A 25,643-nucleotide genomic window follows, 5' to 3' on the forward strand; every position below is an offset into this window, starting at 1 on the left:
GGGGAAGGATGGGCGCATGGAACGTTCGCGAATCGCGGTGGCCGGTGCGTCCGGTCTCATCGGCAGCGCCCTGGTGCGGTCCCTGACCGCCGACGGGCACGAGGTGGTGCGCCTGGTCCGCCGCGCGCCCCGGAACGGAGACGAGGTCCGCTGGGACCCGGAGCGGCAGCAGGTGGACGCGGCCGGGCTGGCCGGCTGCGACGCGGTGGTCAACCTCGCCGGTGCGGGCATCGGGGACCGGCGCTGGACGCCGGAGTACAAGCGGCTGATCCGGGACAGCCGGGTGCTCGGCACGGCCGCGCTGGCGGAGGCGGTGGCCTCGCTGGACACCCCGCCGCGGGTCTATGTGAGCGGCAGCGCCATGGGCATCTACGGCGACACCGGGGACCGCGCGGTGGACGAGGACGAGCCGCCCGGTGAGGGTTTCCTGCCCTCGCTGTGCGTGGAGTGGGAGGAGGCCGCGGCGCCCGTGCAGGAGGCGGGGGTGCGGACGGTGTTCCTGCGCACGGGTCTGGTGGTCGCGCGGGGCGGCGGGGCGTGGGGCCGGCTGTTCCCGCTGTTCAAGGCGGGGCTCGGGGGGCGTCTGGGGAGCGGGCGGCAGTACTGGTCGTACATCGCGCTGCACGACGAGGTCGCCGCGATCCGGCACCTCATCGACGACGACACCGCCTCCGGGCCGTTCAACCTGACCGCGCCGCAGCCGCTGACGAACCGTGAGGTCACGGAGGCGATGGGCCGGGTGCTGCACCGGCCGACGGTGTTCGCGGTGCCGGAGCCGGTGCTGCGGGCGGCGCTGGGCGAGATGGCCGGGGACGTGCTGGGCAGTCAGCGGGTGCTCCCGAAGCGGCTGCTGGAGTCGGGGTTCACGTTCGCGTTCCCGGGCATCGAGGACGCGATCCGCGCGGCCTGACCGGCGGTCAGGTGCCCCGTCGGCATCTCCTGAGCCCTCGTGTGATCTGTTGAGTTCTCTTGTGACCGAATGCGACCGCCGTGCGACCGTGCTCTGTCGATGCGCTGACTGCCCCTGACCGGCCAGGGACCTAACCTCGAGCCGAACTCGGGTATCCCTGGAGCCAGTTGGGGGCATGACGTCTCCACCGGCCGCGCAACCACAGGAGGGGCCTCGTGCTTGAGCCCGCGTACCAGGTGGACGTCGTCATCGTGGGAGCCGGGATCGCCGGACTCTCGGCGGCCCACCGGCTCACCAGCGCAGGAGTAACCACCGCAGTCCTGGAGGCCGCCCCCTGCGTGGGCGGCCGCATGTCGACCGAGAAGGTCGACGGCTTCCGGCTCGACCGCATAGGACAGCTGCTGTCCACGTCGTATCCCGAACTCCGCCTGACGCCGGGGCTCGGTGCGCTCACCCTGCGCCGGTTCGCGCCGGGCGTGCTGCTGCATCGCGACGGGCGCACGCACCGCGCGGGCGCACCGGCGGCCGCGGGGAGCGCAAGGGGCGCACTTCACGTGGTGCGCGCCCTGGCGAGCGCCCCCCGGGGTCCGGCGGCCCCACCCGGCCGGACCGGCGCTCCGGTCGGCGGCGCGGTCGACCAGGCCCGGCTCGGCACCGCTCTGGGCCGGATCGCCGTCACCCCGGTCGAGCGCCTGCTGTCCCGGCCGGAGCTGCCCGCGGCGCAGGCGCTCGCGGCCCGGGGGGTGCCCGCGCGCACCATCGAGGGCTTCCTGCGCCCGCTGCTCGCCGCGCTGCTCTGCGACCCGGAACTGTCCACGTCCAGCCGGTGCGCGGACCTGGCGCTGCGCGCCTTCGCCAGCGGCCGGCTGTGCGTGCCGGAGGGCGGCGCCGAGGCGCTGCCGGAGCTGCTGGCCCAGACGCTGCCGTCCGGCACCGTGCGCACCGGGGTACGGGTCACCTCGGTCTCCACGACCTCGGTGACCACCGCCGAGCACGGCGAGATCCGCTGCCGCGCGGTGCTGCTGGCGACCGACGCGCGGGCCGCGGCGGAGCTGCTGCCGGGCCTCAGGGTGCCGGACTTCCACCCGGTGACGGTCCTGCACCACACCACGGACGACCCGGCGGCGGCCTTCGCCACCGGCACCTCGCTGCTGCTGGACGCCGACCGCGGCGGACCGGTCGCGCACACGGCGGTGCTCAGCAACGTCGACCCGAGCCGGGCACCGGCGGGGCGGGTGCTGATCTCCTCGACCGTGCTGGGCACCCCGTCCGACGGGATCGACACGGCCGTGCGCATCCATCTGTCCCGGCTGTACGGCACCTCGACCCGGCGCTGGGAGACGCTGGCGGTGCACCACACCCCGGAGGCGGTGCCGGCCATGCGCCCCCCGCACGACCTGCGCCGCCCGGTACGGCTGCTGGCCGGCCTGTACGTCTGCGGCGACCACCGCGACACCAGCACCGTCCAGGGCGCCCTGCACTCGGCCCACCGGGCGGCGGCGGCCGTCCTCGCGGACCTGGGCGCGGCGGGGTCGATGCACCGGTCGGATCCCGCGCCGACCCTGCCGAGGGCCGCCTGAGCCGCCCCCTAGCCGAGCGCGGCCACCTTCTCGCGGTAGCCCCGCACGGGAGCCGCGTCCCGGTACGGCTCCAGGCGCCGCTCGAAGTCCCTGACGTACTCGACGGCCCGCGCGGACCGCATCTGGGCCGCCTGGCCGGCGGCCTCCGCCGCCAGCGCGCACGCCTGGTCGAGTTCGCCGAGGCCGAGCCGGGCGGTGGCGAGGACGACCCGGCAGAACAGGCGGCTGCGGGCGTAGGCGGGGGCGCGCAGTTGCAGGGAACGCTCGGCGTGCTGCGCCGCCGCCCGGAACTGCTGGAGGTCGCGGTGGCAGTGCCCGAACTCGTCGGCGAGCTGCGCCTCGTCGAAGAACCGGGCCCAGTACGGCACCTCGTCCCCGGGCCGGGCCGCCTCCAGGGCGCGCTCGGCCCGTACCAGTGCCCCGGTGCACGCCCGTACCTCGCCCAGCACCCCGTGCGCGCGGGCCTCGGCGGCGTGCAGCAGCGCCTGCACCACCGGCGGGGCGGCGGTCCCGACGCCCTGCTGCGCCACCCGCGCGAGCTGCACGGCCTCCCTGCCGTGCCCGAGGTAGACGGCCTGACGGCTCATGGTGACGAGCACGTAGGAGCCGTAGGACCGGTCGCCGGCCGCCTGGGCGAGCCGCAGGGCCTGCACGTAGTAGCGCTGGGCGAGCCCGTGTGCGGCGATGTCGTAAGAGGTCCAGCCGGCGAGCCGGGTGAGGTCGGCGGACGCCGCGAACAGGCGCCGCCCGGTCTGCTCGTCGTAGGCGCCGCGCAGCAGCGGCTCGCACTCGTGCTCCAGGTAGCGCACGAGGGCCTGCCGGGCGTGGCCGCCGCCGTAGGCGTCGTCGAGGGTGCGGAAGAGCTCGGCGACCGAGCGCAGCGCGGCGATGTCACCGCCGGTGACCCGGTGGCCGGGCGCCCGCTCGGCCTGGCCGCGGGGCCGGGCCGCCGGGGCGGTCACCGCCTCGAGCCGGCTCCTGACGGCGGCCGGCCTGCCCTGGGCCGGCACCCGGGCCACCGGGTCGCGGGCCACCCGGTCGTCGGCCTTGCCGATCAGCCAGTCCCGGCTGGGCACGACGAGACCGGCCGGGGTGAAGGCGATCTTGCGCAGCTCGGCGTGGCTGCCGGAGTCCTTGCGCCACAGCCCGCTGACGATGTCGACGGCCTCCTCCGGAGTGGCCGCGAACTCGAGCCCTGCGTACACCGGCGCACAGGCGTCCAGGCCGAGATCCTGGGCCGTGAGCCGGCGCCCGAGCCGGCGGGTGAACACCTCGGCGATGAGCGCGGGCGTGGTACCCCGGGGCTGCTGGCCGCGCAGCCAGCGGGTGACCGAGGTCTTGTCGTATCTGAGGTCCAGCCCGTGCTCCAGGCCGAGCTGGTCGACGCGACGGGCCAGACCCGCGTTGGAGAACCCCGCTTCTGCGATGAGCGCGGCGAGCTGGCGGTTGGGGGTGCGCTGCGCGGGTCGGTCCGTCATCTGCGGTGCGTTCTCCTGCCTTACGGCTCTGCTGTCGTGCCCGGATTGCCGGTGAGCAGCCCTTATGGCCTCGTGGACGGCGCGAATGTAGCGGAGAGTGAGCAGACGATCGCACCGTTCCCGGTTCATTCATCCGATCGTGTGAGGATTGCTCTCCGGGCTGACGTACGCCGGACGGTCGTACAGTGGCGTGGGCGCGCCACGCGCCTGACACCGGTTCGCTGAGGGAGGCGCTTGCCGTGAGTGAGTTGCGGTTCGTCCACATGGGGTTCGGCGCGGACGCCGTCGAGTACCAGGAGGCGTGGGACGAGCAGCGCCGGGTGCACGCGGCCCGGTTCGCCGACGAGGTCCCGGACACCGTCATCCTGCTGGAGCACCCGCCGGTCTACACCGCGGGCCGCCGCACCGAGGACAGCGAGCGCCCGCTGGACGGGACCCCGGTGGTCGACGTGGACCGCGGCGGCAAGATCACCTGGCACGGACCCGGCCAGCTCGTGGGCTACCCGATCCAGAAGCTGCCCCGCCCGGTGGACGTCGTCGCCCACGTGCGCCGCCTCGAGGAGGCCCTGATCCGCACCTGCGCCGAGTTCGGCCTGGAGACCACCCGGGTCGAGGGCCGCAGCGGGGTGTGGGTGCTCGGCGACCCGGTCGAACAGCGGCCGGCGCTCGGAGGGCTCTCCCTCGACTTCGACCCGCGGCTGACGGACGAGGAGTTCGACCCCCGGCTGAACGGCCCCGAGTACGCTCCCTCCAACGCCGGCCAGCGCCGCGAGGACCGCAAGATCGCCGCCATCGGCATCCGGGTGGCCAAGGGCGTCACGATGCACGGGTTCGCGCTGAACGTGAACCCCGACAACAAGTGGTTCGACCGGATCATCCCGTGCGGCATCCGGGACGCCGGCGTGGCCTCGCTGGCCGCGGAGCTGGGCCGGGACATCACGGTCGAGGACGTCCTGCCGGTGGTCGAGCGGCACCTGCGGGACGTGCTGCAGAACGCGGACCTCAAGCCGCGATTGGTGGAGAAGGCCTCCGCCTGATCCGGGAATGCGCCCTGCGGCCCCGGGGTTGGCCTCGGCGGCAGGGCTCAGTAAATACGGGCGTACCCTGGTGTACGCCGAGGAATCGAAGTCACAGGGAGCCGGTCGTGTCCGCAGTCGCACCCGACGGACGCAAGATGCTGCGCCTGGAGGTCCGCAACAGCCAGACCCCCATCGAGCGCAAGCCCGAGTGGATCAAGACCCGGGCGAAAATGGGTCCCGAGTACACGAAGATGCAGAACCTCGTGAAGAGCGAGGGCCTGCACACGGTCTGCCAGGAAGCCGGCTGCCCGAACATCTACGAGTGCTGGGAGGACCGCGAGGCGACCTTCCTCATCGGCGGCGACCAGTGCACCCGGCGCTGCGACTTCTGCCAGATCGACACCGGCAAGCCCGAGGCGCTCGACCGTGACGAGCCGCGCCGCGTGGGCGAGTCCGTGGTCACCATGGACCTGAACTACGCCACCATCACCGGCGTCGCCCGCGACGACCTGGAGGACGGCGGCGCCTGGCTGTACGCGGAGACCGTGCGCCAGATCCACGCGCAGACGGCGGAGCGCGAGGCCGGCCGGACCAAGGTCGAGCTGCTCGCGCCCGACTTCAACGCGGTCCCGGAGCAGCTCGCCGAGGTCTTCGAGTCCCGGCCGGAGGTGTTCGCGCACAACGTCGAGACGGTGCCGCGGATCTTCAAGCGCATCCGCCCCGGCTTCCGCTACGAGCGCTCCCTGAAGGTCATCACCGAGGCCCGCGACTTCGGTCTGGTCACCAAGTCCAACCTGATCCTCGGCATGGGCGAGACCCGCGAGGAGGTCGGCGAGGCGCTGAAGCAGCTCCACGACGCCGGCTGCGAGCTGGTCACCATCACCCAGTACCTGCGCCCCTCCGTGCGCCACCACCCGGTGGAGCGCTGGGTGAAGCCGCACGAGTTCGTGGAGCTCAAGGAGGAGGCCGAGCAGATCGGCTTCTCCGGCGTGATGTCCGGCCCGCTGGTGCGGTCGTCGTACCGCGCGGGGCGCCTGTACCAGATGGCCGTCGAGAAGCGGGGCTCCTACATCGCCGCCCAGGCCATGTGAGCCGAGCGTGTGAATTCACGCACAAGTTACTACTGGCCAGTAATGGCCGAGTCGACGCGGTCCCGGCCGTCCTCGCTGATGAGGGCGTCGCCGGGGCCGCGTCGGCGTTCCGGGGTTCCACACCGAGGCTTCACGGGCGTTTGACCGGCCGGTCACGCCCTGGTAACACCAATCAGTGACTCTGTTATCACGCCCCGTATCCCACCAGTGACGAAGGGGACACCGATCATGCAGGCCGCGCCCGTTCGCGCCACACCCATTCCGTCCTTCACCGACGCGCTCCGCGCCGTCGAGTCCCTGCTCATGAGCAGTGGGCAGCGCACCGCCCGCCGCAACGCCTGGAACTCCGTCCTGGAGGACCGCCGCCGCGCCAAGGACCGGTTCGAGGCGCAGCGCGTGCTCGAGCAGGCCGCCGGCCGCCCCTGAACCTCCTTCCCCGCGGGCACTGCCGTCGTGGGCGCTCCCGGGGCCACGTAGACTTCGTGGCATGGCGAGGAAGGAAAACGCGGCGGACGCCGCGAACGCAGGGCGACTGAAGCAGATCGCCCTCACGTACAAGATGACCCGCAAGGCCGACAAGAAGCTCGGTCTTGTACTCGCGGCTGTCGGTATCGGCACCTTCGGTGTCTTCCTCGCGATCGGTTTCTTGATCGGCCACCCGTACTACCTGGGCGTCCTGGGCCTGCTGCTCGGATTCCTGGCCACGGCGATCGTGTTCGGCCGCCGGGCCGAGCGGGCCGCCTTCGGGCAGATGGAGGGCCAGCCGGGCGCCGCCGCGGCCGTGCTGGACAACATCGGCCGGGGCTGGACGACGACTCCGGCGGTGGCGATGAACCGCAGCCAGGACGTGGTGCACCGGGCGGTCGGCAAGGCGGGCATCGTGCTGGTCGCGGAGGGCAACCCGAACCGGGTGAAGGTCCTGCTGGCCGCCGAGAAGAAGAAGATGAACCGCATCGTCGCGGACGTCCCGGTGCACGACGTGATCGTCGGTACCGGCGAGGGCCAGGTCGAGCTGAAGAAGCTGCGCACGACCCTGCTGAAGTACCCGCGCGTGCTGACCGGCCCGCAGGTCACGGCCACCAACGACCGGCTGCGCGCCCTCGGCGACCTGATGAGCAACATGCCGCTGCCCAAGGGCCCGATGCCGAAGGGCATGCGGATGCCGAAGGGCGGCCCCAAGGCCCGCTAGAACTCCTCGTACGAGAAAGGGGGCGCCCGGACCTGGTCCGGGCGCCCCCTTCGTCGTGACGGCGTGCCGCCGCCGACGTGACGGCGTGACGCGGGCGCTACAGGCGGACCTCGACGGTCCTGGCGAGCCGGTCGTGCAGGCCGCGGCCGTCCCGGTCCCAGATCAGCGCGGGGACCGCGAGGCAGAGCAGCACCGAGCGCAGCAGCGCGCGCCCCGGGTGCACGGTGCCGGTCTCCAGGGCCACGACCCGGATGCCGAAGAGGCGTTTGCCGGGCGTGAAGCCGATCGTGCCGACGGTCAGGACGCTCATCACGAAGAAGACGAGCAGGGCCCAGTTGCTGGTCGCGGGGCTGTCGCCGTGCGTGATCAGGCCGTATGCGATCAAGACGCTCAGACCCCAGTCCACGGCCAGCGCGCCCAGGCGCCTGCCGGGCCGGGCGATCGAGTTCGGCCCCTCCTCGGGCAGTCCGAGCTGCTCGCCCCGGTATCCGAAGTCGGCGCCGGCGTCTTCCAGCGCCGCGCGCGGCCCGGAGAGCCACGATCCCATTGCTTGCCTGTTGTCCACCCGTCCACGGTACTGCGCCCGGATTCGGGCAGGGCGCACAGGGGTGTGTCGGGGCTAGGGTGGTGGGGTAGCCGGTTAACTTCTGCGAAACAAATGGGTCACGCCCGAGAAATCACCCGTCCCTAGGGTCGAGGGCAGCGTGTGCCACCGCACGGGCCGCACGAACGATCTACCACCCCGGCGGGATGGTCGGGAGTAGGAGGAGCTGGATGTTCCAGAACGCCGACGAGGCCAAGAAGTTCATCGCGGACGAGGACGTCAAGTTCGTCGACGTCCGGTTCTGCGACCTGCCGGGCGTCATGCAGCACTTCACGTTGCCCGCCGAGGCGTTCGACCCCGACGACGAGCAGGCCTTCGACGGGTCGTCGATCCGCGGTTTCCAGGCCATCCACGAGTCGGACATGTCCCTGCGTCCCGACCTGTCCACCGCGCGCGTCGACCCCTTCCGCCGGGACAAGACGCTCAACATCAACTTCTTCATCCACGACCCGATCACGGGCGAGCAGTACTCCCGTGACCCGCGCAACGTGGCGAAGAAGGCCGAGGCCTACCTCGCGTCGACCGGTATCGCGGACACCGCGTACTTCGGTCCCGAGGCCGAGTTCTACGTCTTCGACTCCGTCCGCTTCGCGACGGGCGCGAACGAGTCCTTCTACCACATCGACTCCGAGGCGGGTGCCTGGAACACCGGCGCCATGGAGAACAACCGTGGTTACAAGGTCCGCTACAAGGGCGGCTACTTCCCGGTCCCGCCGGTCGACCACTTCGCCGACCTGCGCGCCGAGATCTCCCTGGAGCTGGAGCGGTCCGGCCTGAAGGTCGAGCGCCAGCACCACGAGGTGGGCACCGCCGGCCAGGCCGAGATCAACTACAAGTTCAACACGCTGCTCGCCGCCGCCGACGACCTCATGCTCTTCAAGTACATCGTGAAGAACGTGGCCTGGAAGAACGGCAAGACCGCGACCTTCATGCCGAAGCCGATCTTCGGTGACAACGGCTCGGGCATGCACGTGCACCAGTCGCTCTGGAGCAACGGCGACCCGCTGTTCTACGACGAGGCCGGTTACGCGGGCCTGTCGGACACGGCCCGCTACTACATCGGCGGCATCCTCAAGCACGCCCCGTCGCTGCTGGCCTTCACCAACCCGACGGTGAACTCCTACCACCGCCTGGTGCCGGGCTTCGAGGCGCCGATCAACCTGGTGTACTCGCAGCGCAACCGCTCCGCCGCGATGCGTATCCCGATCACCGGCTCGAACCCGAAGGCCAAGCGCGTCGAGTTCCGCGCCCCGGACTCCTCCGGCAACCCGTACCTGGCGTTCTCCGCGCTGCTGCTCGCGGGCCTGGACGGCATCAAGAACAAGATCGAGCCGGCCGAGCCGATCGACAAGGACCTCTACGAGCTGGCTCCCGAGGAGCACGCCAACGTGGCCCAGGTCCCGACCTCGCTCGGCGCCGTTCTCGACCGCCTCGAGGCCGACCACGAGTTCCTGCTCCAGGGCGACGTCTTCACGCCGGACCTGATCGAGACGTGGATCGACTACAAGCGCACGAACGAGATCGCGCCGCTGCAGCTCCGTCCGCACCCGCACGAGTTCGAGCTGTACTTCGACGTGTGACAGGTGCCCCCGGGACCGGGAGGTCCCGGGGGTCCCGTGCGGAGGGCCGCCACCCGGAACGTGTCCGGGTGGCGGCCCTCCGCCGTGCCGTCTGTCAGCTCACCACGACGATGACGACCGGTACTCCGCCGTTGTTGAAGTTGTTGCGGAAGAAGTCGCCCCGGTCGAAGCGGTTGAAGCGGTCGAAGCAGTTGCCCCACCAGTCGCAGCCCCGGTTGGTGCTGACCTGCGTGACGTGGCTCGGGGTGGCCGCCGATGCGCCGGCCGCCGAGGTTGCGACGGCTCCGCCTGCCATCAGGACGCCGACGGCGGACACTGCGGCGAGACGCCTCGCGCGATGTGCTTTCATGGATCCACCTTCCTTCCACCCCTCGTGCGGCTTTCCGGGCACGAGTCGGATGGCCGCGGCCTCGGAGCGAGAGTCCGGCGCGGTCGTAGGGGGCCGCACGAATGTCGTAGCGGGGTGTCACCATGACGCAGCCCGCAGTGCGGCTTCTCCTCTCGATGCTAGCCGTCCGCTGGTCACCCAGCATCCTGGGCAACCTTTGCCGCTTCCCACGGCTCCTATTCTCGGGAGATCATCGCCCTGGCTCTGTCCGACGAGAGAGGTTGAACGGGGATGTCCGAACAGCACGACTGGGAGAAAGAGTTCGATCACAAGTGGGCGAACTCGGCTGAGCACAAAGAGCCTTCGGCCCGCGCCCGGATGCTCGCCGCCCGCTGGAAGGAGAACCCGCCGGACCCGGCGCCCTTCCGTGCCGACCCGGAGCGCACGGCGCCGCGCCGGTCCTCGTGGATATCGACGGCCGTGGTCCTCGGCTGCGTCGCCGCGGTGATCGTCCTGCTCGGCTACGCGCAGATGCACTCGCCGTACTAGGTCGTGTCCGCAAAGTCGCGTCGTTCGCCCGCAGGGCGGGCGTTGCGGCGTCCGGTGCGTGCTCTCGGCGTGCCGGCCGGATGCCCTCGTGCCGGGTGTACTCGGGCTTCCGGCCGGTGCGGCGAGAGTGCGTGCCGGGCGCCGCGACGCAGGCGTGACTTCGCGGACACGACCTAGTCCGTCACTCCCGGTGAACGGCCCGTCCAGGGTCCCCCGCAGGGGTACCCGCAGGTGCACACTGGACAGCGGGACGAGTGCCTGACCGTGGGGTGGTGCAAGATGCAGAGCCGCTTCCGGAGCGATCGGCGGCTGACCGTGCGGATGTCGGTCACGCTGTTCCTGCTCGGACTGCTGTACGTGGCCTTCGTCGCCGCGTTGATCGTGTTGCTGAAGTCCTGGCTGCTGGTCGTCGTGGTGGTCGGGGCGATGTTCGTCGCGCAGTTCTGGTTCTCCGACCGGATCGCGATGTTCGCCATGCGCGGGCGGGTCGTGGAGCGGGAGGAGTATCCCGAACTGCACGCCGTGGTCGACCGGCTGTGCGCGATCGCGGACATGCCGAAACCGGTGATCGCCGTCTCCGAGATGGGCATGCCGAACGCGTTCGCGACCGGGCGCAGCCCCGACCACGCCGTGGTCTGCGTGACCACCGGGCTGCTGCGCCGGCTGGAGCCCGCCGAGCTGGAGGGCGTGCTCGCGCACGAGCTGTCGCACGTGGCGCACAAGGACGTCGCCGTGATCACCATCGCGTCGTTCCTCGGCGTGATCGCGGGACTGATCGTGCGGTTCGCCTTCTACTCGCAGGTGCTCGGCGGCGGCCGCAGGGACCAGAACACGGCCGCCGTCTTCGCCGCCGTGATGGCCGTCTCCGCGGCCGTGTACGCGATCAGCTTCCTGCTGATCCGGGCACTGTCGAGGTACCGGGAACTGGCGGCCGACCGGGCCGCCGCGCACCTGACCGGCCGGCCCTCGGCGCTGGCGTCGGCACTCACCAAGGTCTCCGGGGACATCGCCCGGATCCCGACCGAGGACCTGCGCACGGCGCAGGCCTTCAACGCCTTCTACTTCACCCCGGCGACCGGCAAGGAGCCCGGCATCGAGCGGTTCTTCTCCACCCACCCGACCCTGCAGCAGCGGCTCGACCAGCTCGGGCGGATCTCCGCGGAGCTGGGCGAGGCGGCCGCTCCGGGCAAGGCGGGCTGAGCATGGGGCTGCTGGACATCCTGCTCGGCCGCACGAAACCGGTCGCACCCGACCTGGACCGGCTGTTCGCGCTGCCCTCGGCCGCGATCACGCTCGAGGCGGCGGCCGGGTTCACGCCGGCCGGCGTCGGCGCGGTGTGCTTCGCCACGGTCGAGGGCGCGGCCTTCGAGCAGACCCACCGCGAGATCCAGGAACTGCTCGACGCGGACGCCGGCCGGTCGGGGAACCCGGTGGAGCTCACCCAGGACGGCTACGGCTACTCCTGGCTGATCTCCCGCCGGCCGCCCGAGCAGCTCCCCGAGCTGGTCAACGACCTGCACGCGGTGAACACCTCCCTGGAGGCCAACGGCTTCGGCCCCCAGCTGCTGTGCTCACTGACCACCTTCACGAACGGCACCGGCCGGCGGCTGGCCCTCGTCTACCTGTACAAGCGGGGCACCTTCTTCCCCTTCGCCCCGCTCCCCGGCACCGCCGAGCGCCGGGACAGCGCGCTGGAGCTGCGGGTGAAGGCGGCGCTCTCGAGTGATCTGCGGATCGAGCCGGATCTCGGCCGGTGGTTCCCGGTGTGGGGCGCGCCCGGTCTGTGACGACCGGGCACGCCTCGGCTCACCTGCTCTTCTCGCGCGCCTGGCGACGGGTCTCGAAGGGGCGCTCGCGACGGTAGCGGCGCTCCCACTTGGCCTGGCGGTCACGGCGCTCGCGGTACGCCCGGTAGGAGTCGGGCGCCGGGCCCGCGCCGGCCGGCGGGGGTGCGGCGGGCGCGCCCCGTCCGTACTTCGCGTACAGGTAGAGCAGCACGCCGGCGGCGAGCCACCAGGTGTGGTTCCCGAATCCGAGGATCACCAGGACGACGGTCCCGGTGCTGACGATGCCACGCATGACGGACCTCCTCCATGAGGTGAGCGGGGGCGGGTGTCGGCTTCGCGCCGTTTGTTCAGGGTAGGGAGGCCGCATCCCGCCGCGCACCTCGTTTTCCGCGCGGTCCGGCGCGTGTGAGTGAATGGCGTGCATGGGCGAACTCCCCGCGTTCGAAGGCGAGTACAAGGACTTCGGGTACGCGTGCGACGGTGAGCGGATCAGCGGGGTGAGCGCCGGTCCACCCGGACGGGTGACGGCCGTGCTCCTGCACGGCGCGGGGAACGGCAGCAAGGAACGGCTGCTGCCGCTGCTCGCCGAGTTCGCCGGCCGCGGCGCGCACGCCCTGGCCTTCGACTTCTCCGGGCACGGTGAGAGCACCGGCGCGCTCGCGGAGTCGAGCCTGCGGCGGCGGTTCGCGCAGGCGGTCGCGGTGATCGACGCGCACGCCCCGGCGGACGATCCGCTGGTGCTGGTGGGGTTCAGCATGAGCGGGCAGACGGTCGCGGATCTGGTCCGCCACTACGCGCGCCGGGTCGTGGCGGTGGGCCTGTGCGCGCCCGCCGTGTACGCGCCGGAGGCCTGGGACGAGCCCTTCGGTGACGGCAGCCGGCGGTTCAGCACGGTCATCCGCAGGCCCGGAAGCTGGCGTACCTCCCCGGCGCTGGAGGTGCTGCGCGCGTTCGCGGGGCGGGCGGTGCTCGCCGTACCGGGCACGGACGACGTGATCCCGCCGGAGGTGACGGAGGCGGTGCAGGACGCGCTGTCGGCACGCGCCCACTACACCAGGCTCGAACTCCCGGACGCCGGGCACCGGTTGGGGCTGTGGCTCCAGGACCACCCCGGGGACCGGCGCGCCCTGGCGGCCGCGCTGCTGGGCGGTCTCGGGGACGGTGCCTGGGCGGCGACCCGGGACTGGGTGGCCGGGCGGCTGCCGCCGGGCCGCGGGGTCGTGGACTCCCGTCCGCTGTCCGGGGGCTGGTCCGCGCAGATGCGGGCACTCACGCTGGACGACGGGGAGGAACTGGTGCTGCGCACGTTCGTGCGGCCGTTCTTCCGGCGGCACGCCCCGGGGCTGCTGTCCCGGGAGGCGGCGGTGCTCGGTCTGCTCGCCGGGCAGGAGGGCGTTCCGGCCCCGGCCCTGGTCGGCGTCGACGCCACCGCGGAGCACTGCGACCACCCCAGCCTGCTGATGACCCGGATGCCGGGTCTGGTGCGGGTGGACGACGAGGACGGGGAGTTCCTGGACCGGCGGCTGGACCTGCTCGCCGCCCAGCTGGTCCGCATCCACGCGGTCGAGCCGGCGGAGCGGCCGCGTCCGTACCAGGCGTGGACCTCGCCCGGGCAGGTGCGTACGCCGGGGGGCGCGTTGTGGGAGCGCGCGGTGGACGTCATCCGGCGCGACCCTCCGCCGTACCGGGGGCGGTTCCTGCACCGGGACTACCACCCCGGCAACGTGCTGTTCACCGGGGCCGGGGACGGGCTCCGGGTGAGCGGGGTCGTCGACTGGGTGGAGACCTCGTGGGGGCCGGCCGACCTGGACGTCGCCCACTGCTCCACGGCGCTGGCGCTGCTGCACGGCCCCGGGCACGGGCTGGCCTTCCGGGACCGCTACGAGCGGCACGGCGGCCACGGTCTGGCGGACGGCCCGGACCATCTGTACTGGCGGCTGCTCGACGCGCTGGCCTACTCCCCCGACGCGGCGAAGCTGGCCGGGCCCTGGCGCGAGCTGGGCCGCACCGATCTGACGCCCGAGGTGCTGGGCGAGCGGCTGACGGCCTACGTGGGCGGGCTGATGGAGCGGTACGGCTGACCCACGGGCGCCGGACGGCGTCCGCCGGTGGTTTCGGCGGGCATGCTGGGTACGGCACGGCGAGCGACGGGGAGGCCGGCATGGGCGACGGACGGCGGCACATCGGTACGGCGGAGCGGTGGGCGCGGCTGGCGCTGCGCCACCGCCTCGCGGACGCGGCGCGGGCGGCGGCCCCGGAGGAGGTGGCCGCCGCCCTGGTGGCCCTGCACGGCACGGACCCGGCGACGGTGTACCTGGCGGTGGCGACGCGGCTCGCCGACGCGGCGAAGGCGGTGCCGGAGACGGAACGGGCGCTGTACGAGGACCGGACGCTGGTCCGTATGCACGGCATGCGGCACACGGTGTTCGTGTTCCCCGCGGAGCTGACCGCCGTGGTGCACGCGTCGACGGGGCTCACGGTGGCCGCGCGGGAACGCGCCTCGCTGGTCAAGGACATGGCGAAGGCGGGGGCCCCGGACGCCGCGTGGCTGGCGGAGGTGGAGGCGTCCGCGCTGGCGGCGCTGGGCCGGCGCGGGCAGGCGACGGCGGCGGAGCTGACGGCGGACGAGCCGCGGCTGCGCGAGCAGTTCGTGTACGCGGCGGGCAAGAGCTACGAGGGGGTCCACACGGTCTCCTCGCGTCTGCTGCGGGTGCTCGGCGTGGAGGGCAAGGTGGTCCGGGGCCGTCCGCTCGGCTCCTGGACGTCCAGCCAGTTCCGCTGGGCGCCCGCCCCGCCGCACCCGGAGCTGGACCCGGCGGCGGCTCAGGCCGGCCTGCTGGAGCGCTGGCTGCGGGCCTGCGGGCCCGCGACGGAGGCGGACCTGAAGTGGTGGACCGGCTGGCGGGTGACGGAGGTCCGCCGCGCCCTGGCCGCGATCGGCGCACACGAGGTCGCCCTGGAGGAGGGCACGGGGTTCGTGGCGGCCGGTGACGTGGACCCGGTGGCGGCTCCCGAGCGCCCCTGGGCGGCCCTGCTGCCGGCGCTGGACCCGACGGCCATGGCCTGGCAGCGGCGCGACTGGTACCTGTCCGAGGCGCTGCGCCCGGAGCTCTTCGACCGCAGCGGCAACGTGGGCCCGACCGTGTGGTGGAACGGCCGGGTGGTGGGCGGCTGGGCCCAGCGCGCGGACGGCCGGATCGCCTGGCGGATTCCGGACGCCGGCGTCCGCCGGGAGGCGGAGCCGGCGGTGGCGACCGAGGCGGAGCGGCTGCGGGGGTGGCTGGGCACGACGAGGGTCACCCCGCGGTTCCGCACCCCGCTGGAGCGGGAGCTCTCGGCCTGACGGTCCGGGTGCCCCGCGCCGGCCCGGGGCACCCGGAACCTGTTCTCACCGGGTGTATCGCATCAGCGCCCGCACCATGTGGCACGTCGTGGCCGACGGCGGGTGCACGCCGATCCGCTCGGCGGTGCCGCGGATCGCCTCGTCGTGGGCCTGGTTCGGCAGGTAGACGCCGGTGTCGAGCATGGCTATGGCGAGGCGCATGGCCTTCAGGCGCCGGTTGTGGCTGACGTACCACTCGCGGGGCCGCCCGGCCGGCAGCGGGCGCTTCTCCATCGGTGCGTAGGGCGAGTCGAGCCGGACGGAGCGCTTGGCGGTGGACTGGGTCGGCAGCGGCTTGGACTTCAGGGCGGCAGCGGGCACGGGCATCCTCCTGTCGCGGTCAGGGCATCCACCGGAAGGCCTCCGGCGACTCCCTCGAACACTGCTCCCATTCTACTGCCGGGCACTGACATTCAGGCAGCCCGAACGAGCCTCAAATACGCAGGTGAAGAAGGGAGTTGCCGCTACGTCACGGCAGGTTCGGGAGGTGCTGGTGAGGCATCGGAAATTCGAACAGACTCGCCGCTCCGAGGCCGCCCCCGGAGCGGGTGCCGGCCCGTTTCTCGCGTACGGTGTGCCGCATGGAGATCTGGATCAACCCGGCCTGTTCCAAGTGCCGCGGCGCCATCGGCCTGCTCGACACCGAGGGGGCCGACTACACCGTCCGCCGCTATCTGGAGGACGTGCCGAGCGAGGACGAGATCAGGGCCGTGCTCGGCCGGCTCGGGCTGGAGCCGTGGGACATCACCCGCACCCAGGAGGCCGACGCCAAGGAGCTGGGGCTGAAGGACTGGGCGCGGGACGAGAGCACGCGGGACCGGTGGATCACGGCCCTGGCCGAGCACCCGAAGCTGATCCAGCGGCCGATCATCACGGCGGACGACGGGACCGCCCTGGTGGGCCGCTCCGAGGAGGCCGTGCGGGAGGCGGTGTCCCGGAGCAGGAGCTGAACGAGGCCCAACCACGCTGTGACGCAGGTTACTTGGAGGAATCCCGGTGACCGCTGAGTAACCCTGTTCGGGATCTCGTACATAGCGGCGTACGCTCCCCTACCTCTTCAGGAGGCGCGCATGTCGCGCAGGAGAACTCTCGGCACGAAGAAGAAGCTCGCGCTGCTCGTCAGCGCCGCGGCGGTGGCGGGCGGCGGAGCCTTCGCGCTGGCGTCCACCTCGAACGCCGCACAGAGCCCGCAGAACGCCCGGACGCTGTCCGCCGGGGACTCGACGGTCTGCCAGGGGCTGGCCACGGCCCACGGCAACAACGACAAGTTCATCGCGGACCAGAAGGCGAACCCGGACGCGCAGTCGGCGGCCCGGATCGCCAACCGCGAGGCGGTCATCAAGCAGATCGAGGTCCAGCAGAAGGCCGCCGGATGCACCGTTGGGGAGTCGGCTCAGGACTCCCAGGCGGCGCAGGGCGGCCAGCAGGGCGACGGGCAGCAGGGGGCCGGCGCGCAGCAGGGCGCCGGCGCACAGGCCGGCGGGGCGCAGCAGTCCGCGCAGCCCTCGGCCCCGGCGGCCGGCGGGAACGACGCCGGCGGGGCCGCGGCCTCGGGCCAGCAGGTGTGCAAGGGCTCGACCGTCACGCTCTCCGGTGAGGGCGGCGCGCCGGCCGCGTCCAGCAACCAGTTCCCGGCCGGCACGACCCTGAAGGTCACCAACCTGGACAACAACAAGTCCACGACGGTGAAGGTCACCTCGGTCTCCGGCAGTTGCGCGCTGCTGAACAACGCCGCCTTCGAACAGGTCCGGGAGCCGGGCAAGTTCCTCATCCGCCGCGCGCTCATCGAGAAGGTGGGGTGAGGGCCGGCCGGTGAGGGGCGGGCCGCGACGGCACCGGCAGGGCGACGGGTACGCCGCCTTGCACCCGGCGGAGCAGGAGCCGGGTGCAGGAGGAACAGGCGGCGTACCCGGCCCGGCCGGCGCGTCGCGGCCCGCCGCCGTTTCGCCGGCACCCCGTCGTACGCAACCGCGCGCCGCCTCACAGCGTGAGTCCGGACACAGAACGACCGGGTAACACGGGGTTCACATTCGAGCAATGGGCGGGAAATCGCCTGTTGACAGGCTGCCGGGCAGATCGACGCGGTGCTCCGGTGCCGCAGCGCCGCGAGCACCCGCGAGTGCGCCCGACCCACCCCCGAAGGATGTTGCCCCGTGACCTTCAAGGCTGAGTACATCTGGATCGACGGCACCGAGCCGACGGCCAAGCTGCGTTCCAAGACGAAGATCATCACGGGTGCCCAGGCCGGTCTCGAGTCGCTGCCGATCTGGGGCTTCGACGGCTCCTCCACCAACCAGGCCGAGGGCCACTCCTCCGACCGCGTGCTCAAGCCGGTCTTCACCTGCCCGGACCCGATCCGCGGCGGCGACGACATCCTCGTGCTGTGCGAGGTCCTCGACATCGACATGACCCCGCACCGGTCCAACACCCGTGCCGCGCTGGCCGAGGTCGCCGGGCGGTACGCCGCGCAGGAGCCGATCTTCGGCATCGAGCAGGAGTACACCTTCTTCGACGGCACCCGCCCGCTCGGCTTCCCGGAGAACGGCTTCCCGGCCCCGCAGGGCGGCTACTACTGCGGTGTCGGCGCCGACGAGATCTTCGGCCGTGACGTGGTCGAGGCGCACCTGGAGAACTGCCTGAAGGCGGGCCTGGGCATCTCCGGCATCAACGCCGAGGTCATGCCCGGCCAGTGGGAGTTCCAGGTCGGCCCGCTCGCCCCGCTGGAGGTCTCCGACCAGCTCTGGGTGGCCCGCTGGCTGCTGTACCGCACCGCCGAGGACTTCGGCGTCTCCGCGACCCTGGACCCCAAGCCGGTCAAGGGCGACTGGAACGGCGCCGGCGCGCACACCAACTTCTCCACCAAGGCGATGCGCGAGGGCTACGACGCGATCATCACCGCGTGCGAGTCGCTCGGTGAGGGCTCCAAGCCGCTGGACCACGTCAAGAACTACGGCGCCGGCATCGACGACCGCCTCACCGGCCTGCACGAGACCGCCCCGTGGAACGAGTACTCGTACGGCGTGTCCGACCGCGGCGCCTCGGTCCGCATCCCGTGGCAGGTCGAGAAGGACGGCAAGGGCTACATCGAGGACCGCCGCCCGAACGCCAACGTGGACCCGTACGTGGTGACCCGCCTGCTGGTGGACACCTGCTGCTCCGCGCTGGAGAAGGCCGGCCAGGTCTGATCCGCACCGCTTCCCCGAAGGGGCGCCCGCCGGGACGGCGGGCGCCCCTTCGGCGTCCCCGGTCACGCGCGCGGGCTCCGCTCCGGGCCGGGCGGCGTCCAAGCTGTGAGAGAGGGGTCCTGCCGGGGGCCCGCGTCTGCTTCAATGGGGTCATGGCCAGCCTCCAGAACCTCACCGCGACGGGTCGTCACGACCTCGAGCCGTTCTGGCCCTCCCGTCAGCACCACGACTTCGACCGGGTGTGTTGCCGCGCGGCGAACGCGCGGGCCCTCTAAAGCCGTACACCCAGGCCTTCGGCCAGCGCGGAACGACGTACGTCTCCCGGCGCGCCCGACCACGAATCGCGGCCGCCGCACCTTCCGACGAACTCCTCGCGCGAAAGAGCTGACCTCTCATGGCGACCACTCGTTCCCTCTCCACCGCCACCCTTCCCGCCCCCTCCCAGAGCGGCTCCCGGCACCGGCTGCGGGCCGTCGACCGGGACGAGGTCGTGGACGTCGCGGACTTCCTGCCGCCGGGCGCCACCTGGCTGCCCGCGCCGCAGCACACCCTGCCCAGCCTCCCCGGACAGCCGCCCATGGTCGGCTACCTGGTGCTGGTCCCCGCCGACCAGCGGCCGCCGTTCCTGCCGGTCACACTGCCGGACGGCCCCGGGGCGGCGGACGGACCGGCGGCCGGGACGGGCGGCGACCCGCTGGTGCGGATCGACGCCGTACAGCGCACCGTCAGTGTCGACGGCCGCGAACTCGACCTCACCTACCTGGAGTTCGAGCTGCTGGCCCATCTAGTGGCGCACCCGAACCAGGTGCACACCCGCGACCGGCTCGTGACCACGGTGTGGGGCTACGGCCACGTCGGCGACGGCCGTACCGTCGACGTCCACATCGCCCGGCTGCGCCGGAAGCTGGGCGAGCGGCACCGCCGGTCGATCCAGACGGTGCGCCGGGTCGGCTACAAGTACACCCCGCCGACCGGGGACTGAGCCGGGCCGTCTGCCCTCGGCAGACAGCCCTTCCCTCCCCGGGCCGGTACCGGGCACCCTCACCGGCATGAGACTTCTGGTGCTGGGCGGTACGGAGTTCGTGGGCAGGACCGTCGTGGAGGCCGCGCTCGCGCGCGGCTGGGAGGTGACCGTCTTCCACCGGGGACGGCACGCGCCGCCCGCGGGGGTGCGGTCCCTGCACGGCGACCGCACCGCGCCCGACGGGCTCGCCGCCCTCGCCGGCGACGACGGCACCTGGGACGCGGTGGTCGACACCTGGTCGGCCGCGCCCGTCGCGGTCCGGGACGCGGCGCGGCTGCTGCGCGGCCGCGCCGGCCGGTACGTCTACGTCTCCAGCCGGTCCGTGTACGCCTGGCCCTGGCCCGGGGGAGCCCGCGAGGACGCCCCGCTGGTCGAGGGCGCCGCCGCCGACGCCGGGGCGACCGACTACGCGCGGGACAAGCGGGGCGGCGAACTCGCGGCCGTGGAGGCCTTCGGCGCCGGGGACTCGCTGCTGGTCCGGGCGGGGCTGATCCTCGGCCCGTACGAGAACGTGGGCCGGCTGCCCTGGTGGCTGAACCGGATCGCCCGCGGCGGCCCGGTCCTCGCGCCGGGGCCGCGTGATCTGGCCGTGCAGTACATCGACGTACGCGACCTCGCCGGCTGGCTGCTCGGGGCGGTGGAGCGGTCGCTGAGCGGCCCCTACGACCTGGTCGGCCCGCCGGGTACGGCCACCATGGGCGAGCTGCTCGAGGCCTGCGTCCGGGTGACCGGCGCGGACGCCGAACTGTGCTGGACCGAACCGCGGTTGATCCTGGACGCCGGGATCGAGCCGTGGACCGGGCTGCCGGTGTGGGTGCCGCCGGACGGCGAGATGTACGACGCCGTGCACCGCTCGGACGTCTCCCGGGCCCTGGCCACGGGTCTGGTGTGCCGTTCCGCGGGCGAGACCGTGGCGGACACCTGGCGGTGGCTGACCGACATCGGGGGCACCGCACCGCAGCGGCCCGACCGGACCTCGGTGGGGGTGGATCCGCGGGTGGAGGAAAAGGTGCTCGCGGCGGCCCGGGGTGTACCTGGCACCACCCCCTGACCGGGGCTCCGGGCGAGTGACCGCCGCCCGGGGCTCGGCCAGACTGGCCGCATGACTACCGACACGAAGGGCGGCGCGGTGCGCGCGCGGGCACGGGACGCCGCACTCGCCGCCGTACGGGGGCTCGTACTGGCCGTGACGGCGCTGCCCGTCGCGGTGCTGTGTCTCACGCTGAGCCTCGTCTCCATCGCGCTCGTACCGATCGGCATCGGCATCGTCACGACCCCCTGGATCCTCGGTGGGGTGCGGAACGTCGCGGACACCCGGCGCCGGCTCGCGGCCGAGTGGGGCGGGGTGCCGATCCCGGCGGCGTACCGGCCCGTGCCCGCCGGCGCCAACCCCTGGACGCGCACCTTCACGATGCTCCGGGACCGCCAGGTGCGGCGGGACCTGCTGTGGCTGCCGGTGGACATGACGGCGGGGTTCGCCACGGCGCTGCTGCCCGCGGTGCTGTGCCTCTATCCGTTCGAGGGCTTCGCCGCCGCCGCCGGGCTGTGGCGGGTGCTGGCGTCCGGCGGGACCTACTGGTACGGCTTCGTACCGGTCACCGACCAGCCGAGCGCGCTCGGCGCCGCCGCCACCGCGGCGGTCCTGCTGGTCGCCGCCTACCACCTCGCCCCGCGGCTGCTGACCGCCCACTTCCGCCTCACCCGGAACGTCCTCGGCGCGGACCGGGGCGAACTCACCGAGCGGGTCCGGGTGCTGACCGAGACCCGGCGCGACGCCGTGGACACCTCGGCCGCCGAACTGCGCCGCATCGAACGGGACCTGCACGACGGCGCCCAGGCCCGGCTGGTCGCGATGGGCATGGATCTCGGGACCGTCGAGATGCTGCTCGACAAGGACCCGGAGCAGGCCAGACGGCTCCTCACCCAGGCCCGGCGCAACTCCGTGGAGGCCCTGGAGGAACTGCGCGACCTGGTGCGGGGCATCCATCCGCCGGTGCTGGCCGAGCGCGGACTCGGGGACGCGGTGCGGGCGTTGGCGCTGCGGCTGCCGGTGCCGGGCGAGGTGGCCGTGGAGCTGTCCGGCCGGCCGGACGCGCCGGTGGAGTCCGCCGCCTACTTCGCGGTCAGCGAGGTGCTCACCAACGCCGTCAAGCACTCCGGTGCGGACCGGCTCTGGGTCGACCTGCACCACGCCGACGGGATGCTGCGGATCACGGTCACCGACAACGGCAGGGGCGGCGCGGTGATCGGCGCGGGGTCCGGGCTGGCCGGGGTGGAGCGGCGGCTGGGTACATTCGACGGCGTCCTGGCCGTCAGCAGTCCCGCCGGCGGTCCCACCCTGGTCACCATGGAGCTGCCGTGCGCGTTGTCCTAGCCGAAGACCTCTTCCTGCTGCGCGACGGACTGGTCCGGCTGCTGGAGGCCTACGGCTTCGAGATCGTGGCGGCCGTCGAGTCCGGGCCCGAACTCGACCGCGCCCTCGCGGAGCTGAAGCCGGACGTCGCCGTCGTCGACGTGCGTCTGCCGCCCACGCACACCGACGAGGGCCTGCAGTGCGCGCTGCGGGCCCGGCGGGAGCGGCCCGGGCTGCCGGTGCTGGTCCTGTCCCAGCACGTCGAGCAGCTCTACGCGCGTGAGCTGCTGGCCGACGGCAGCGGCGCGGTGGGCTATCTGCTGAAGGACCGGGTCTTCGACGCCGACCAGTTCGTGGACGCGGTACGGCGGGTGGCCGCCGGCGGTACGGCGATGGACCCGCAGGTGATCCAGCAGCTGCTGTCCCGGCGGGCGGCCGACGACCGGCCGCTCGGGCATCTCACCCCGCGCGAGCTGGAGGTGCTGGAGCTGATGGCGCAGGGCCGCTCGAACGCGGCGATCGCCGGGCAGCTCGTGGTGACGGAACGGGCCATCGCCAAACACACCTCCAACATCTTCACCAAACTGGGCCTCGAGGTGTCGGACGATGACAATCGGCGCGTCCTGGCGGTGCTGGCGTACCTCGACCGCGGCCGCTGATTCGAAACTCAACTAACGCTGGTCAAGGGCCATTTGAGGCCTGTGACGCACGGCGTTCCGCCGACCGGTTCGACAGACGGCTGAACACCTCCGGGGCGGCGTCCGTATGGAAGGACGCCGCTTCACTCCTGTCGGGCGCCTCGATGCTGCCCCGCAAGGAAGTCAGAGGAGTTCCATGGGACGCAACACACGAAAACGCCGTACGCCGCTGGCCACCAAGGCCATTGCCGCATCGGCGGCCCTAGCGCTCGGTGGGGGCGGGCTGATCTGGGCGAACTTCTACGCCTCGGCGCACGAGTCGAACCACCAGTCGTGGGGAGGCAACCAGACGAAGGCCGCGACGGCGCAGGTCGCGACGATCTCCTGTCCGGACGTGGGCCAGAAGCTGACCAACGTGCCGAACCAGGCCCGGGGCGAGGTCGCCGGCGAGCTGTCCAACCTCGACCGCCAGATCACCGACGCCTACCAGCGTCTGGCGACCACGCGGGACGCGCAGGCCAGAGACACGAGCTTCGTCCAGAACTCGATCCTGCAGCCGCTCCAGGACCGGCGCAAGGCCATCCTGGACCGGATCAGGCTGGAGATCACCCGCGTCGGCGGGACCGCGCCCGGCGACCTGAACACCTTGGCCACCTGCACGGCCCAGAACGCCAACCAGACCACCGGCGGACAGCAGCAGAACGGCGGTCAACAGCAGCAGGGCGGTCAGCAGCAGAACGGCGGCCAGCAGCAGGGCGGGCAACAGCAGCAAGGCGGCCAGCAGCAGGGCGGCCAGCAGCAGAACGGCGGTCAGCAGCAAGGCGGTCAGCAGCAGGGCGGCCAGCAGCAGAACAACGGCGGGCAGGCCGGCAACGGCCCGGCCGCGGCCGACTTCGTCGACATCACCAAGGTGCAGGCGAACGTGCGGGCCAAGCCCCGCAGGTCCGGCAACGCGTCGACCGGCACGTTCACCACGCGCTGCGGGGTGAACGCGAACAAGAACCACAACACCGACAACGTGATCGTGGCGCCCGGCGTGACCAACGGCGCCCACCACCTGCACGACTACGTCGGCAACCAGAAGGTCAACGCGTTCTCCAGCAACAACACGTTCCTCCAGGGCGGCACGAGCTGCCAGAACAGGAACGACCTGTCGTCGTACTACTGGCCCGTGGTCCGGATCCAGGACGGTTCGCAGGACTTCGACCAGAACGCGGACGGCGGTGGCAAGGAGGGCAACGTCGGCAAGATCCTGGTGCCGGCGCAGGCCCAGATCAAGTACGTGGGCAGCCCCACCTCCAAGGTCGTCGCGATGCCGCAGTTCCTGCGGATCATCACCGGTGACGCCAAGACCACCACCAACGGTCTGGCCAACGCCAACGCGCACTGGAGCTGCACCGGCTTCGAGAACAAGGTGCAGCTGACCACGCAGTACCCGATCTGCCCGCAGGGCAGCAAGGTGGTGCGCACGTTCGCCTTCCAGAGCTGCTGGGACGGGCAGAACGTCGACAGCGCCAACCACCGCACGCACGTGGCCTTCGCCGATGCCAACGGGAACTGCCAGAACGGCTTCAAGGCCATTCCGCAGCTCACGATGCGCCTCGTGTACAACATCACCCCGCCGACCGTGCAGAACGGCCAGGTGAAGAACGCCTACGCGGTGGACGGCTTCCCCGAGCAGTTGCACAAGGCCGCCACCGACCACGACGACTTCATCAGCGTCACCACCGGCGGACTGGCCAACAAGATCGCCAACTGCGTCAACCGCGGCCAGAACTGCGCGTGATCTTCTGAGACGCACGAACGGCAGAAGGCCGGTGGCGGGTCCCTCCCGCCACCGGCCTTCGCCGTGTCCGCGCGGCGGCTCAGCCGCTGTGCGCGTGGTGGTCCGTGCCGGTCTCCACGTCACCGCCGAGCGTGCCGCGCAGCGCCTGGACGACGCCGTCGTCCCCGACGGCGACCCACTTGCGGCCGACGAGGTAGTGGCCGCCGTAGTCCTTGGCGTCGTTGATCCACTCGCGCTGGCCGCGGTCGGTGGCGAAGGTGGCGAGGATGAACTTCCCGTCGCCGTTGCGGCAGATCGCCTGGCGGATCTCGTCGGCGTCGGTCTGCATGTTCGGCTTGCATCGCACCTCGGCGGCCAGGCTCTCCAGACTGCCGGACGCGGTGGGCGGCACCTTCTCGCCCTCCCCGCCCGCACCGCAGCCCGCCAGCGCCAGTACGGCCGCGGCGCCGAGCACCGCACGTGTCAACCTCATCGTTCCTCCGGTCCTGGTACGCCCCAGCATGCCGCGTGGAGCCCCTGGACGGGACCCCGTCCAACGGATACGGGCGCGGGGCGCGGTGCGCTCAAATCCACGGCGGTGGCGGGCACAGGTGTGCGAGGGTGACCCGGTGAACCAAGACTGGGAAGACCGCGTGACCGCCGCCTGGGCCTCCTTCGACGACTATCCGGAGGAGCGCGCGCAGGAGTTCCGCGACCTGATCGACAAACTCGTGGCCGAGCTGCCGGAGGGCAGCGCGCTCGGCCCGTTCGAGCAGGCCTGCGCCTGGGACTCCACCGGCCACTCGGACCGGGCGGTACCGCTGTACCGGGAGGCGCTGGCGCGTGGCCTCGACGGCTACAAGGGCCGCCGGGCGCGGATCCAGCTCTCCAGCTCGCTGCGCAACACCGGGCGGGCCGCGGAGGGCGTCGCCCTGCTCACCCCCGAACTCGACGCCCCCTCGGACGAGTTGGACGACGCGGTGCGGGCCTGCCTCGCCCTGTGCCTGTCCAGCCTGGGCCGCGACCGCGAGGGCCTGTCCCTGGTGCTCGGCGCCCTCGCCCCGCATCTGCCCCGCTACCAGCGGTCGATGGCCAACTACGCCCGCCTGCTGGTCGAACCGGAGGGGTGAGCCGCCCGGTGTGAGCCGCCCGCCCGGCGGTGACCTGCGGACGGCTCGCTC

General features: G+C 72.4%; 28 protein-coding genes. 22 read left to right on the top strand and 6 right to left on the bottom strand.

Features of this window, described 5'->3' with window-relative positions; all coding sequences use genetic code 11:
* Positions 1–16: 16 nt before the first annotated feature.
* Together ACWCPN_RS00190 and ACWCPN_RS00195 are read left to right on the top strand one after the other, a co-directional pair.
* Positions 17–910 (top strand): TIGR01777 family oxidoreductase, encoded by an 894-nt coding sequence (locus tag ACWCPN_RS00190; protein ID WP_451201352.1) that lies wholly within the window; start codon positions 17–19, stop codon positions 908–910.
* Between the two features lie 215 nt (positions 911–1,125).
* Positions 1,126–2,490 carry an NAD(P)/FAD-dependent oxidoreductase gene (locus ACWCPN_RS00195; RefSeq protein WP_451201354.1) on the top strand — a complete coding sequence of 455 codons (1,365 nt, stop codon included), beginning with the start codon at positions 1,126–1,128 and terminating at the stop codon, positions 2,488–2,490.
* A gap of 8 nt (positions 2,491–2,498) precedes the next feature.
* Here ACWCPN_RS00195 and ACWCPN_RS00200 read toward each other — a convergent pair whose 3' ends face one another.
* A complete protein-coding gene (locus ACWCPN_RS00200) occupies positions 2,499–3,968 on the bottom strand; it encodes a regulator (RefSeq protein ID WP_451201357.1) in 1,470 nt (489 codons plus the stop codon).
* Between the two features lie 239 nt (positions 3,969–4,207).
* Between ACWCPN_RS00200 and lipB the strand changes: the two genes are divergently transcribed.
* The 4 genes from lipB to ACWCPN_RS00220 all read left to right on the top strand — a co-directional run bounded on the left by lipB (position 4,208) and on the right by ACWCPN_RS00220 (position 7,267).
* A complete protein-coding gene (lipB, locus tag ACWCPN_RS00205) occupies positions 4,208–5,005 on the top strand; it encodes a lipoyl(octanoyl) transferase LipB (protein ID WP_451201359.1) in 798 nt (265 codons plus the stop codon).
* A gap of 107 nt (positions 5,006–5,112) precedes the next feature.
* Positions 5,113–6,078 carry a lipoyl synthase gene (lipA, locus tag ACWCPN_RS00210; protein ID WP_199210273.1) on the top strand — a complete coding sequence of 322 codons (966 nt, stop codon included), beginning with the start codon at positions 5,113–5,115 and terminating at the stop codon, positions 6,076–6,078.
* Positions 6,079–6,306: 228 nt separating this feature from the next.
* On the top strand, positions 6,307–6,504 hold the full coding sequence (locus ACWCPN_RS00215) for an SCO2195 family GlnR-regulated protein (RefSeq protein WP_365130575.1): 198 nt from the start codon (positions 6,307–6,309) through the stop codon (positions 6,502–6,504).
* A gap of 61 nt (positions 6,505–6,565) precedes the next feature.
* Positions 6,566–7,267 carry a DUF4191 domain-containing protein gene (locus tag ACWCPN_RS00220; RefSeq protein WP_199213501.1) on the top strand — a complete coding sequence of 234 codons (702 nt, stop codon included), beginning with the start codon at positions 6,566–6,568 and terminating at the stop codon, positions 7,265–7,267.
* Between the two features lie 97 nt (positions 7,268–7,364).
* Here the strand turns inward: ACWCPN_RS00220 and ACWCPN_RS00225 are convergent, their stop codons facing one another.
* On the bottom strand, positions 7,365–7,832 hold the full coding sequence (locus ACWCPN_RS00225; protein WP_451201362.1) for an RDD family protein: 468 nt from the start codon (positions 7,830–7,832) through the stop codon (positions 7,365–7,367).
* A 209-nt stretch (positions 7,833–8,041) separates the two neighbouring features.
* On the opposite strand from ACWCPN_RS00225, the gene glnA reads away from it, so the two are divergent.
* Entirely contained in the window at positions 8,042–9,451 is a 1,410-nt protein-coding gene (gene glnA, locus ACWCPN_RS00230) for a type I glutamate--ammonia ligase (protein ID WP_451201364.1), read from the top strand.
* 94 nt (positions 9,452–9,545) lie between these two features.
* On the opposite strand, the gene ACWCPN_RS00235 is transcribed toward glnA, so the two are convergent.
* Positions 9,546–9,800: a hypothetical protein gene (locus tag ACWCPN_RS00235; protein WP_199210276.1), complete on the bottom strand. Its 255-nt coding sequence runs from the start codon at positions 9,798–9,800 to the stop codon at positions 9,546–9,548.
* Positions 9,801–10,070: 270 nt separating this feature from the next.
* On the opposite strand from ACWCPN_RS00235, the gene ACWCPN_RS00240 reads away from it, so the two are divergent.
* The 3 genes from ACWCPN_RS00240 to pspAB all read left to right on the top strand — a co-directional run bounded on the left by ACWCPN_RS00240 (position 10,071) and on the right by pspAB (position 12,115).
* Positions 10,071–10,328 carry an SCO2583/SCO2584 N-terminal domain-containing protein gene (locus tag ACWCPN_RS00240; RefSeq protein ID WP_392291363.1) on the top strand — a complete coding sequence of 86 codons (258 nt, stop codon included), beginning with the start codon at positions 10,071–10,073 and terminating at the stop codon, positions 10,326–10,328.
* Between the two features lie 279 nt (positions 10,329–10,607).
* A complete protein-coding gene (htpX, locus tag ACWCPN_RS00245; RefSeq protein ID WP_451202261.1) occupies positions 10,608–11,528 on the top strand; it encodes a zinc metalloprotease HtpX in 921 nt (306 codons plus the stop codon).
* A gap of 2 nt (positions 11,529–11,530) precedes the next feature.
* The gene (gene pspAB, locus ACWCPN_RS00250) at positions 11,531–12,115 is read left to right on the top strand and encodes a PspA-associated protein PspAB (protein ID WP_451201367.1); all 585 of its coding nucleotides are present in this window, start codon (positions 11,531–11,533) and stop codon (positions 12,113–12,115) included.
* 19 nt (positions 12,116–12,134) lie between these two features.
* Here pspAB and ACWCPN_RS00255 read toward each other — a convergent pair whose 3' ends face one another.
* A complete protein-coding gene (locus ACWCPN_RS00255; RefSeq protein WP_365123095.1) occupies positions 12,135–12,407 on the bottom strand; it encodes a hypothetical protein in 273 nt (90 codons plus the stop codon).
* A 130-nt stretch (positions 12,408–12,537) separates the two neighbouring features.
* On the opposite strand from ACWCPN_RS00255, the gene ACWCPN_RS00260 reads away from it, so the two are divergent.
* The gene (locus ACWCPN_RS00260) at positions 12,538–14,196 is read left to right on the top strand and encodes an alpha/beta fold hydrolase (RefSeq protein WP_451201370.1); all 1,659 of its coding nucleotides are present in this window, start codon (positions 12,538–12,540) and stop codon (positions 14,194–14,196) included.
* A gap of 80 nt (positions 14,197–14,276) precedes the next feature.
* A complete protein-coding gene (locus ACWCPN_RS00265; RefSeq protein ID WP_451201373.1) occupies positions 14,277–15,458 on the top strand; it encodes a winged helix DNA-binding domain-containing protein in 1,182 nt (393 codons plus the stop codon).
* Between the two features lie 45 nt (positions 15,459–15,503).
* On the opposite strand, the gene ACWCPN_RS00270 is transcribed toward ACWCPN_RS00265, so the two are convergent.
* On the bottom strand, positions 15,504–15,818 hold the full coding sequence (locus tag ACWCPN_RS00270) for a hypothetical protein (protein ID WP_451201375.1): 315 nt from the start codon (positions 15,816–15,818) through the stop codon (positions 15,504–15,506).
* A gap of 260 nt (positions 15,819–16,078) precedes the next feature.
* Between ACWCPN_RS00270 and ACWCPN_RS00275 the strand changes: the two genes are divergently transcribed.
* From ACWCPN_RS00275 to ACWCPN_RS00315, 9 genes are all read left to right on the top strand, one after another.
* Positions 16,079–16,447, top strand: coding sequence for an arsenate reductase family protein (locus tag ACWCPN_RS00275; protein WP_451201377.1), 369 nt, complete (start codon positions 16,079–16,081; stop codon positions 16,445–16,447).
* Positions 16,448–16,567: 120 nt separating this feature from the next.
* Complete coding sequence (locus ACWCPN_RS00280; RefSeq protein ID WP_451201379.1) at positions 16,568–17,299, top strand: hypothetical protein; 732 nt, start codon at positions 16,568–16,570, stop codon at positions 17,297–17,299.
* Between the two features lie 351 nt (positions 17,300–17,650).
* Complete coding sequence (gene glnII / locus ACWCPN_RS00285) at positions 17,651–18,682, top strand: glutamine synthetase (protein WP_451201382.1); 1,032 nt, start codon at positions 17,651–17,653, stop codon at positions 18,680–18,682.
* A 152-nt stretch (positions 18,683–18,834) separates the two neighbouring features.
* Positions 18,835–18,957 carry a hypothetical protein gene (locus ACWCPN_RS00290; protein WP_451201385.1) on the top strand — a complete coding sequence of 41 codons (123 nt, stop codon included), beginning with the start codon at positions 18,835–18,837 and terminating at the stop codon, positions 18,955–18,957.
* Between the two features lie 119 nt (positions 18,958–19,076).
* Positions 19,077–19,664, top strand: coding sequence for a winged helix-turn-helix domain-containing protein (locus ACWCPN_RS00295; RefSeq protein ID WP_392291370.1), 588 nt, complete (start codon positions 19,077–19,079; stop codon positions 19,662–19,664).
* Positions 19,665–19,731: 67 nt separating this feature from the next.
* A complete protein-coding gene (locus tag ACWCPN_RS00300; protein ID WP_451201386.1) occupies positions 19,732–20,757 on the top strand; it encodes an NAD-dependent epimerase/dehydratase family protein in 1,026 nt (341 codons plus the stop codon).
* Positions 20,758–20,808: 51 nt separating this feature from the next.
* Entirely contained in the window at positions 20,809–22,080 is a 1,272-nt protein-coding gene (locus ACWCPN_RS00305) for a sensor histidine kinase (protein ID WP_451201388.1), read from the top strand.
* A complete protein-coding gene (locus ACWCPN_RS00310; protein ID WP_392291372.1) occupies positions 22,065–22,718 on the top strand; it encodes a response regulator transcription factor in 654 nt (217 codons plus the stop codon). The genes ACWCPN_RS00305 and ACWCPN_RS00310 overlap by 16 nt, the downstream gene beginning before the upstream one ends.
* 175 nt (positions 22,719–22,893) lie before the next feature.
* A complete protein-coding gene (locus ACWCPN_RS00315) occupies positions 22,894–24,483 on the top strand; it encodes a DUF1996 domain-containing protein (RefSeq protein ID WP_451201391.1) in 1,590 nt (529 codons plus the stop codon).
* A 79-nt stretch (positions 24,484–24,562) separates the two neighbouring features.
* Here ACWCPN_RS00315 and ACWCPN_RS00320 read toward each other — a convergent pair whose 3' ends face one another.
* Positions 24,563–24,955 carry a hypothetical protein gene (locus tag ACWCPN_RS00320; RefSeq protein ID WP_365123118.1) on the bottom strand — a complete coding sequence of 131 codons (393 nt, stop codon included), beginning with the start codon at positions 24,953–24,955 and terminating at the stop codon, positions 24,563–24,565.
* A gap of 118 nt (positions 24,956–25,073) precedes the next feature.
* Between ACWCPN_RS00320 and ACWCPN_RS00325 the strand changes: the two genes are divergently transcribed.
* A complete protein-coding gene (locus ACWCPN_RS00325) occupies positions 25,074–25,592 on the top strand; it encodes a tetratricopeptide repeat protein (RefSeq protein WP_451201394.1) in 519 nt (172 codons plus the stop codon).
* Positions 25,593–25,643 lie beyond the last annotated feature (51 nt).

The sequence above is a fragment of the Streptomyces sp. NPDC002386 genome, assembly GCF_053593175.1.

Bases quoted from the DNA above. Each gene is read 5' to 3' on its own strand.
- htpX (WP_451202261.1), top strand. From the start codon at position 10,608: ATGCAGAGCCGCTTCCGGAGCGATCGGCGGCTGACCGTGCGGATGTCG.
- ACWCPN_RS00305 (WP_451201388.1), top strand. From the start codon at position 20,809: ATGACTACCGACACGAAGGGCGGCGCGGTGCGCGCGCGGGCACGGGAC.
- ACWCPN_RS00240 (WP_392291363.1), top strand. From the start codon at position 10,071: ATGTCCGAACAGCACGACTGGGAGAAAGAGTTCGATCACAAGTGGGCG.
- ACWCPN_RS00265 (WP_451201373.1), top strand. From the start codon at position 14,277: ATGGGCGACGGACGGCGGCACATCGGTACGGCGGAGCGGTGGGCGCGG.
- ACWCPN_RS00190 (WP_451201352.1), top strand. From the start codon at position 17: ATGGAACGTTCGCGAATCGCGGTGGCCGGTGCGTCCGGTCTCATCGGC.
- pspAB (WP_451201367.1), top strand. From the start codon at position 11,531: ATGGGGCTGCTGGACATCCTGCTCGGCCGCACGAAACCGGTCGCACCC.
- ACWCPN_RS00295 (WP_392291370.1), top strand. From the start codon at position 19,077: ATGGCGACCACTCGTTCCCTCTCCACCGCCACCCTTCCCGCCCCCTCC.
- ACWCPN_RS00275 (WP_451201377.1), top strand. From the start codon at position 16,079: ATGGAGATCTGGATCAACCCGGCCTGTTCCAAGTGCCGCGGCGCCATC.
- ACWCPN_RS00290 (WP_451201385.1), top strand. From the start codon at position 18,835: ATGGCCAGCCTCCAGAACCTCACCGCGACGGGTCGTCACGACCTCGAG.
- ACWCPN_RS00220 (WP_199213501.1), top strand. From the start codon at position 6,566: ATGGCGAGGAAGGAAAACGCGGCGGACGCCGCGAACGCAGGGCGACTG.
- ACWCPN_RS00235 (WP_199210276.1), bottom strand. From the start codon at position 9,800: ATGAAAGCACATCGCGCGAGGCGTCTCGCCGCAGTGTCCGCCGTCGGC.
- ACWCPN_RS00280 (WP_451201379.1), top strand. From the start codon at position 16,568: ATGTCGCGCAGGAGAACTCTCGGCACGAAGAAGAAGCTCGCGCTGCTC.
- ACWCPN_RS00260 (WP_451201370.1), top strand. From the start codon at position 12,538: ATGGGCGAACTCCCCGCGTTCGAAGGCGAGTACAAGGACTTCGGGTAC.
- ACWCPN_RS00255 (WP_365123095.1), bottom strand. From the start codon at position 12,407: ATGCGTGGCATCGTCAGCACCGGGACCGTCGTCCTGGTGATCCTCGGA.
- ACWCPN_RS00320 (WP_365123118.1), bottom strand. From the start codon at position 24,955: ATGAGGTTGACACGTGCGGTGCTCGGCGCCGCGGCCGTACTGGCGCTG.
- ACWCPN_RS00300 (WP_451201386.1), top strand. From the start codon at position 19,732: ATGAGACTTCTGGTGCTGGGCGGTACGGAGTTCGTGGGCAGGACCGTC.
- ACWCPN_RS00215 (WP_365130575.1), top strand. From the start codon at position 6,307: ATGCAGGCCGCGCCCGTTCGCGCCACACCCATTCCGTCCTTCACCGAC.
- ACWCPN_RS00200 (WP_451201357.1), bottom strand. From the start codon at position 3,968: ATGACGGACCGACCCGCGCAGCGCACCCCCAACCGCCAGCTCGCCGCG.
- glnA (WP_451201364.1), top strand. From the start codon at position 8,042: ATGTTCCAGAACGCCGACGAGGCCAAGAAGTTCATCGCGGACGAGGAC.
- ACWCPN_RS00315 (WP_451201391.1), top strand. From the start codon at position 22,894: ATGGGACGCAACACACGAAAACGCCGTACGCCGCTGGCCACCAAGGCC.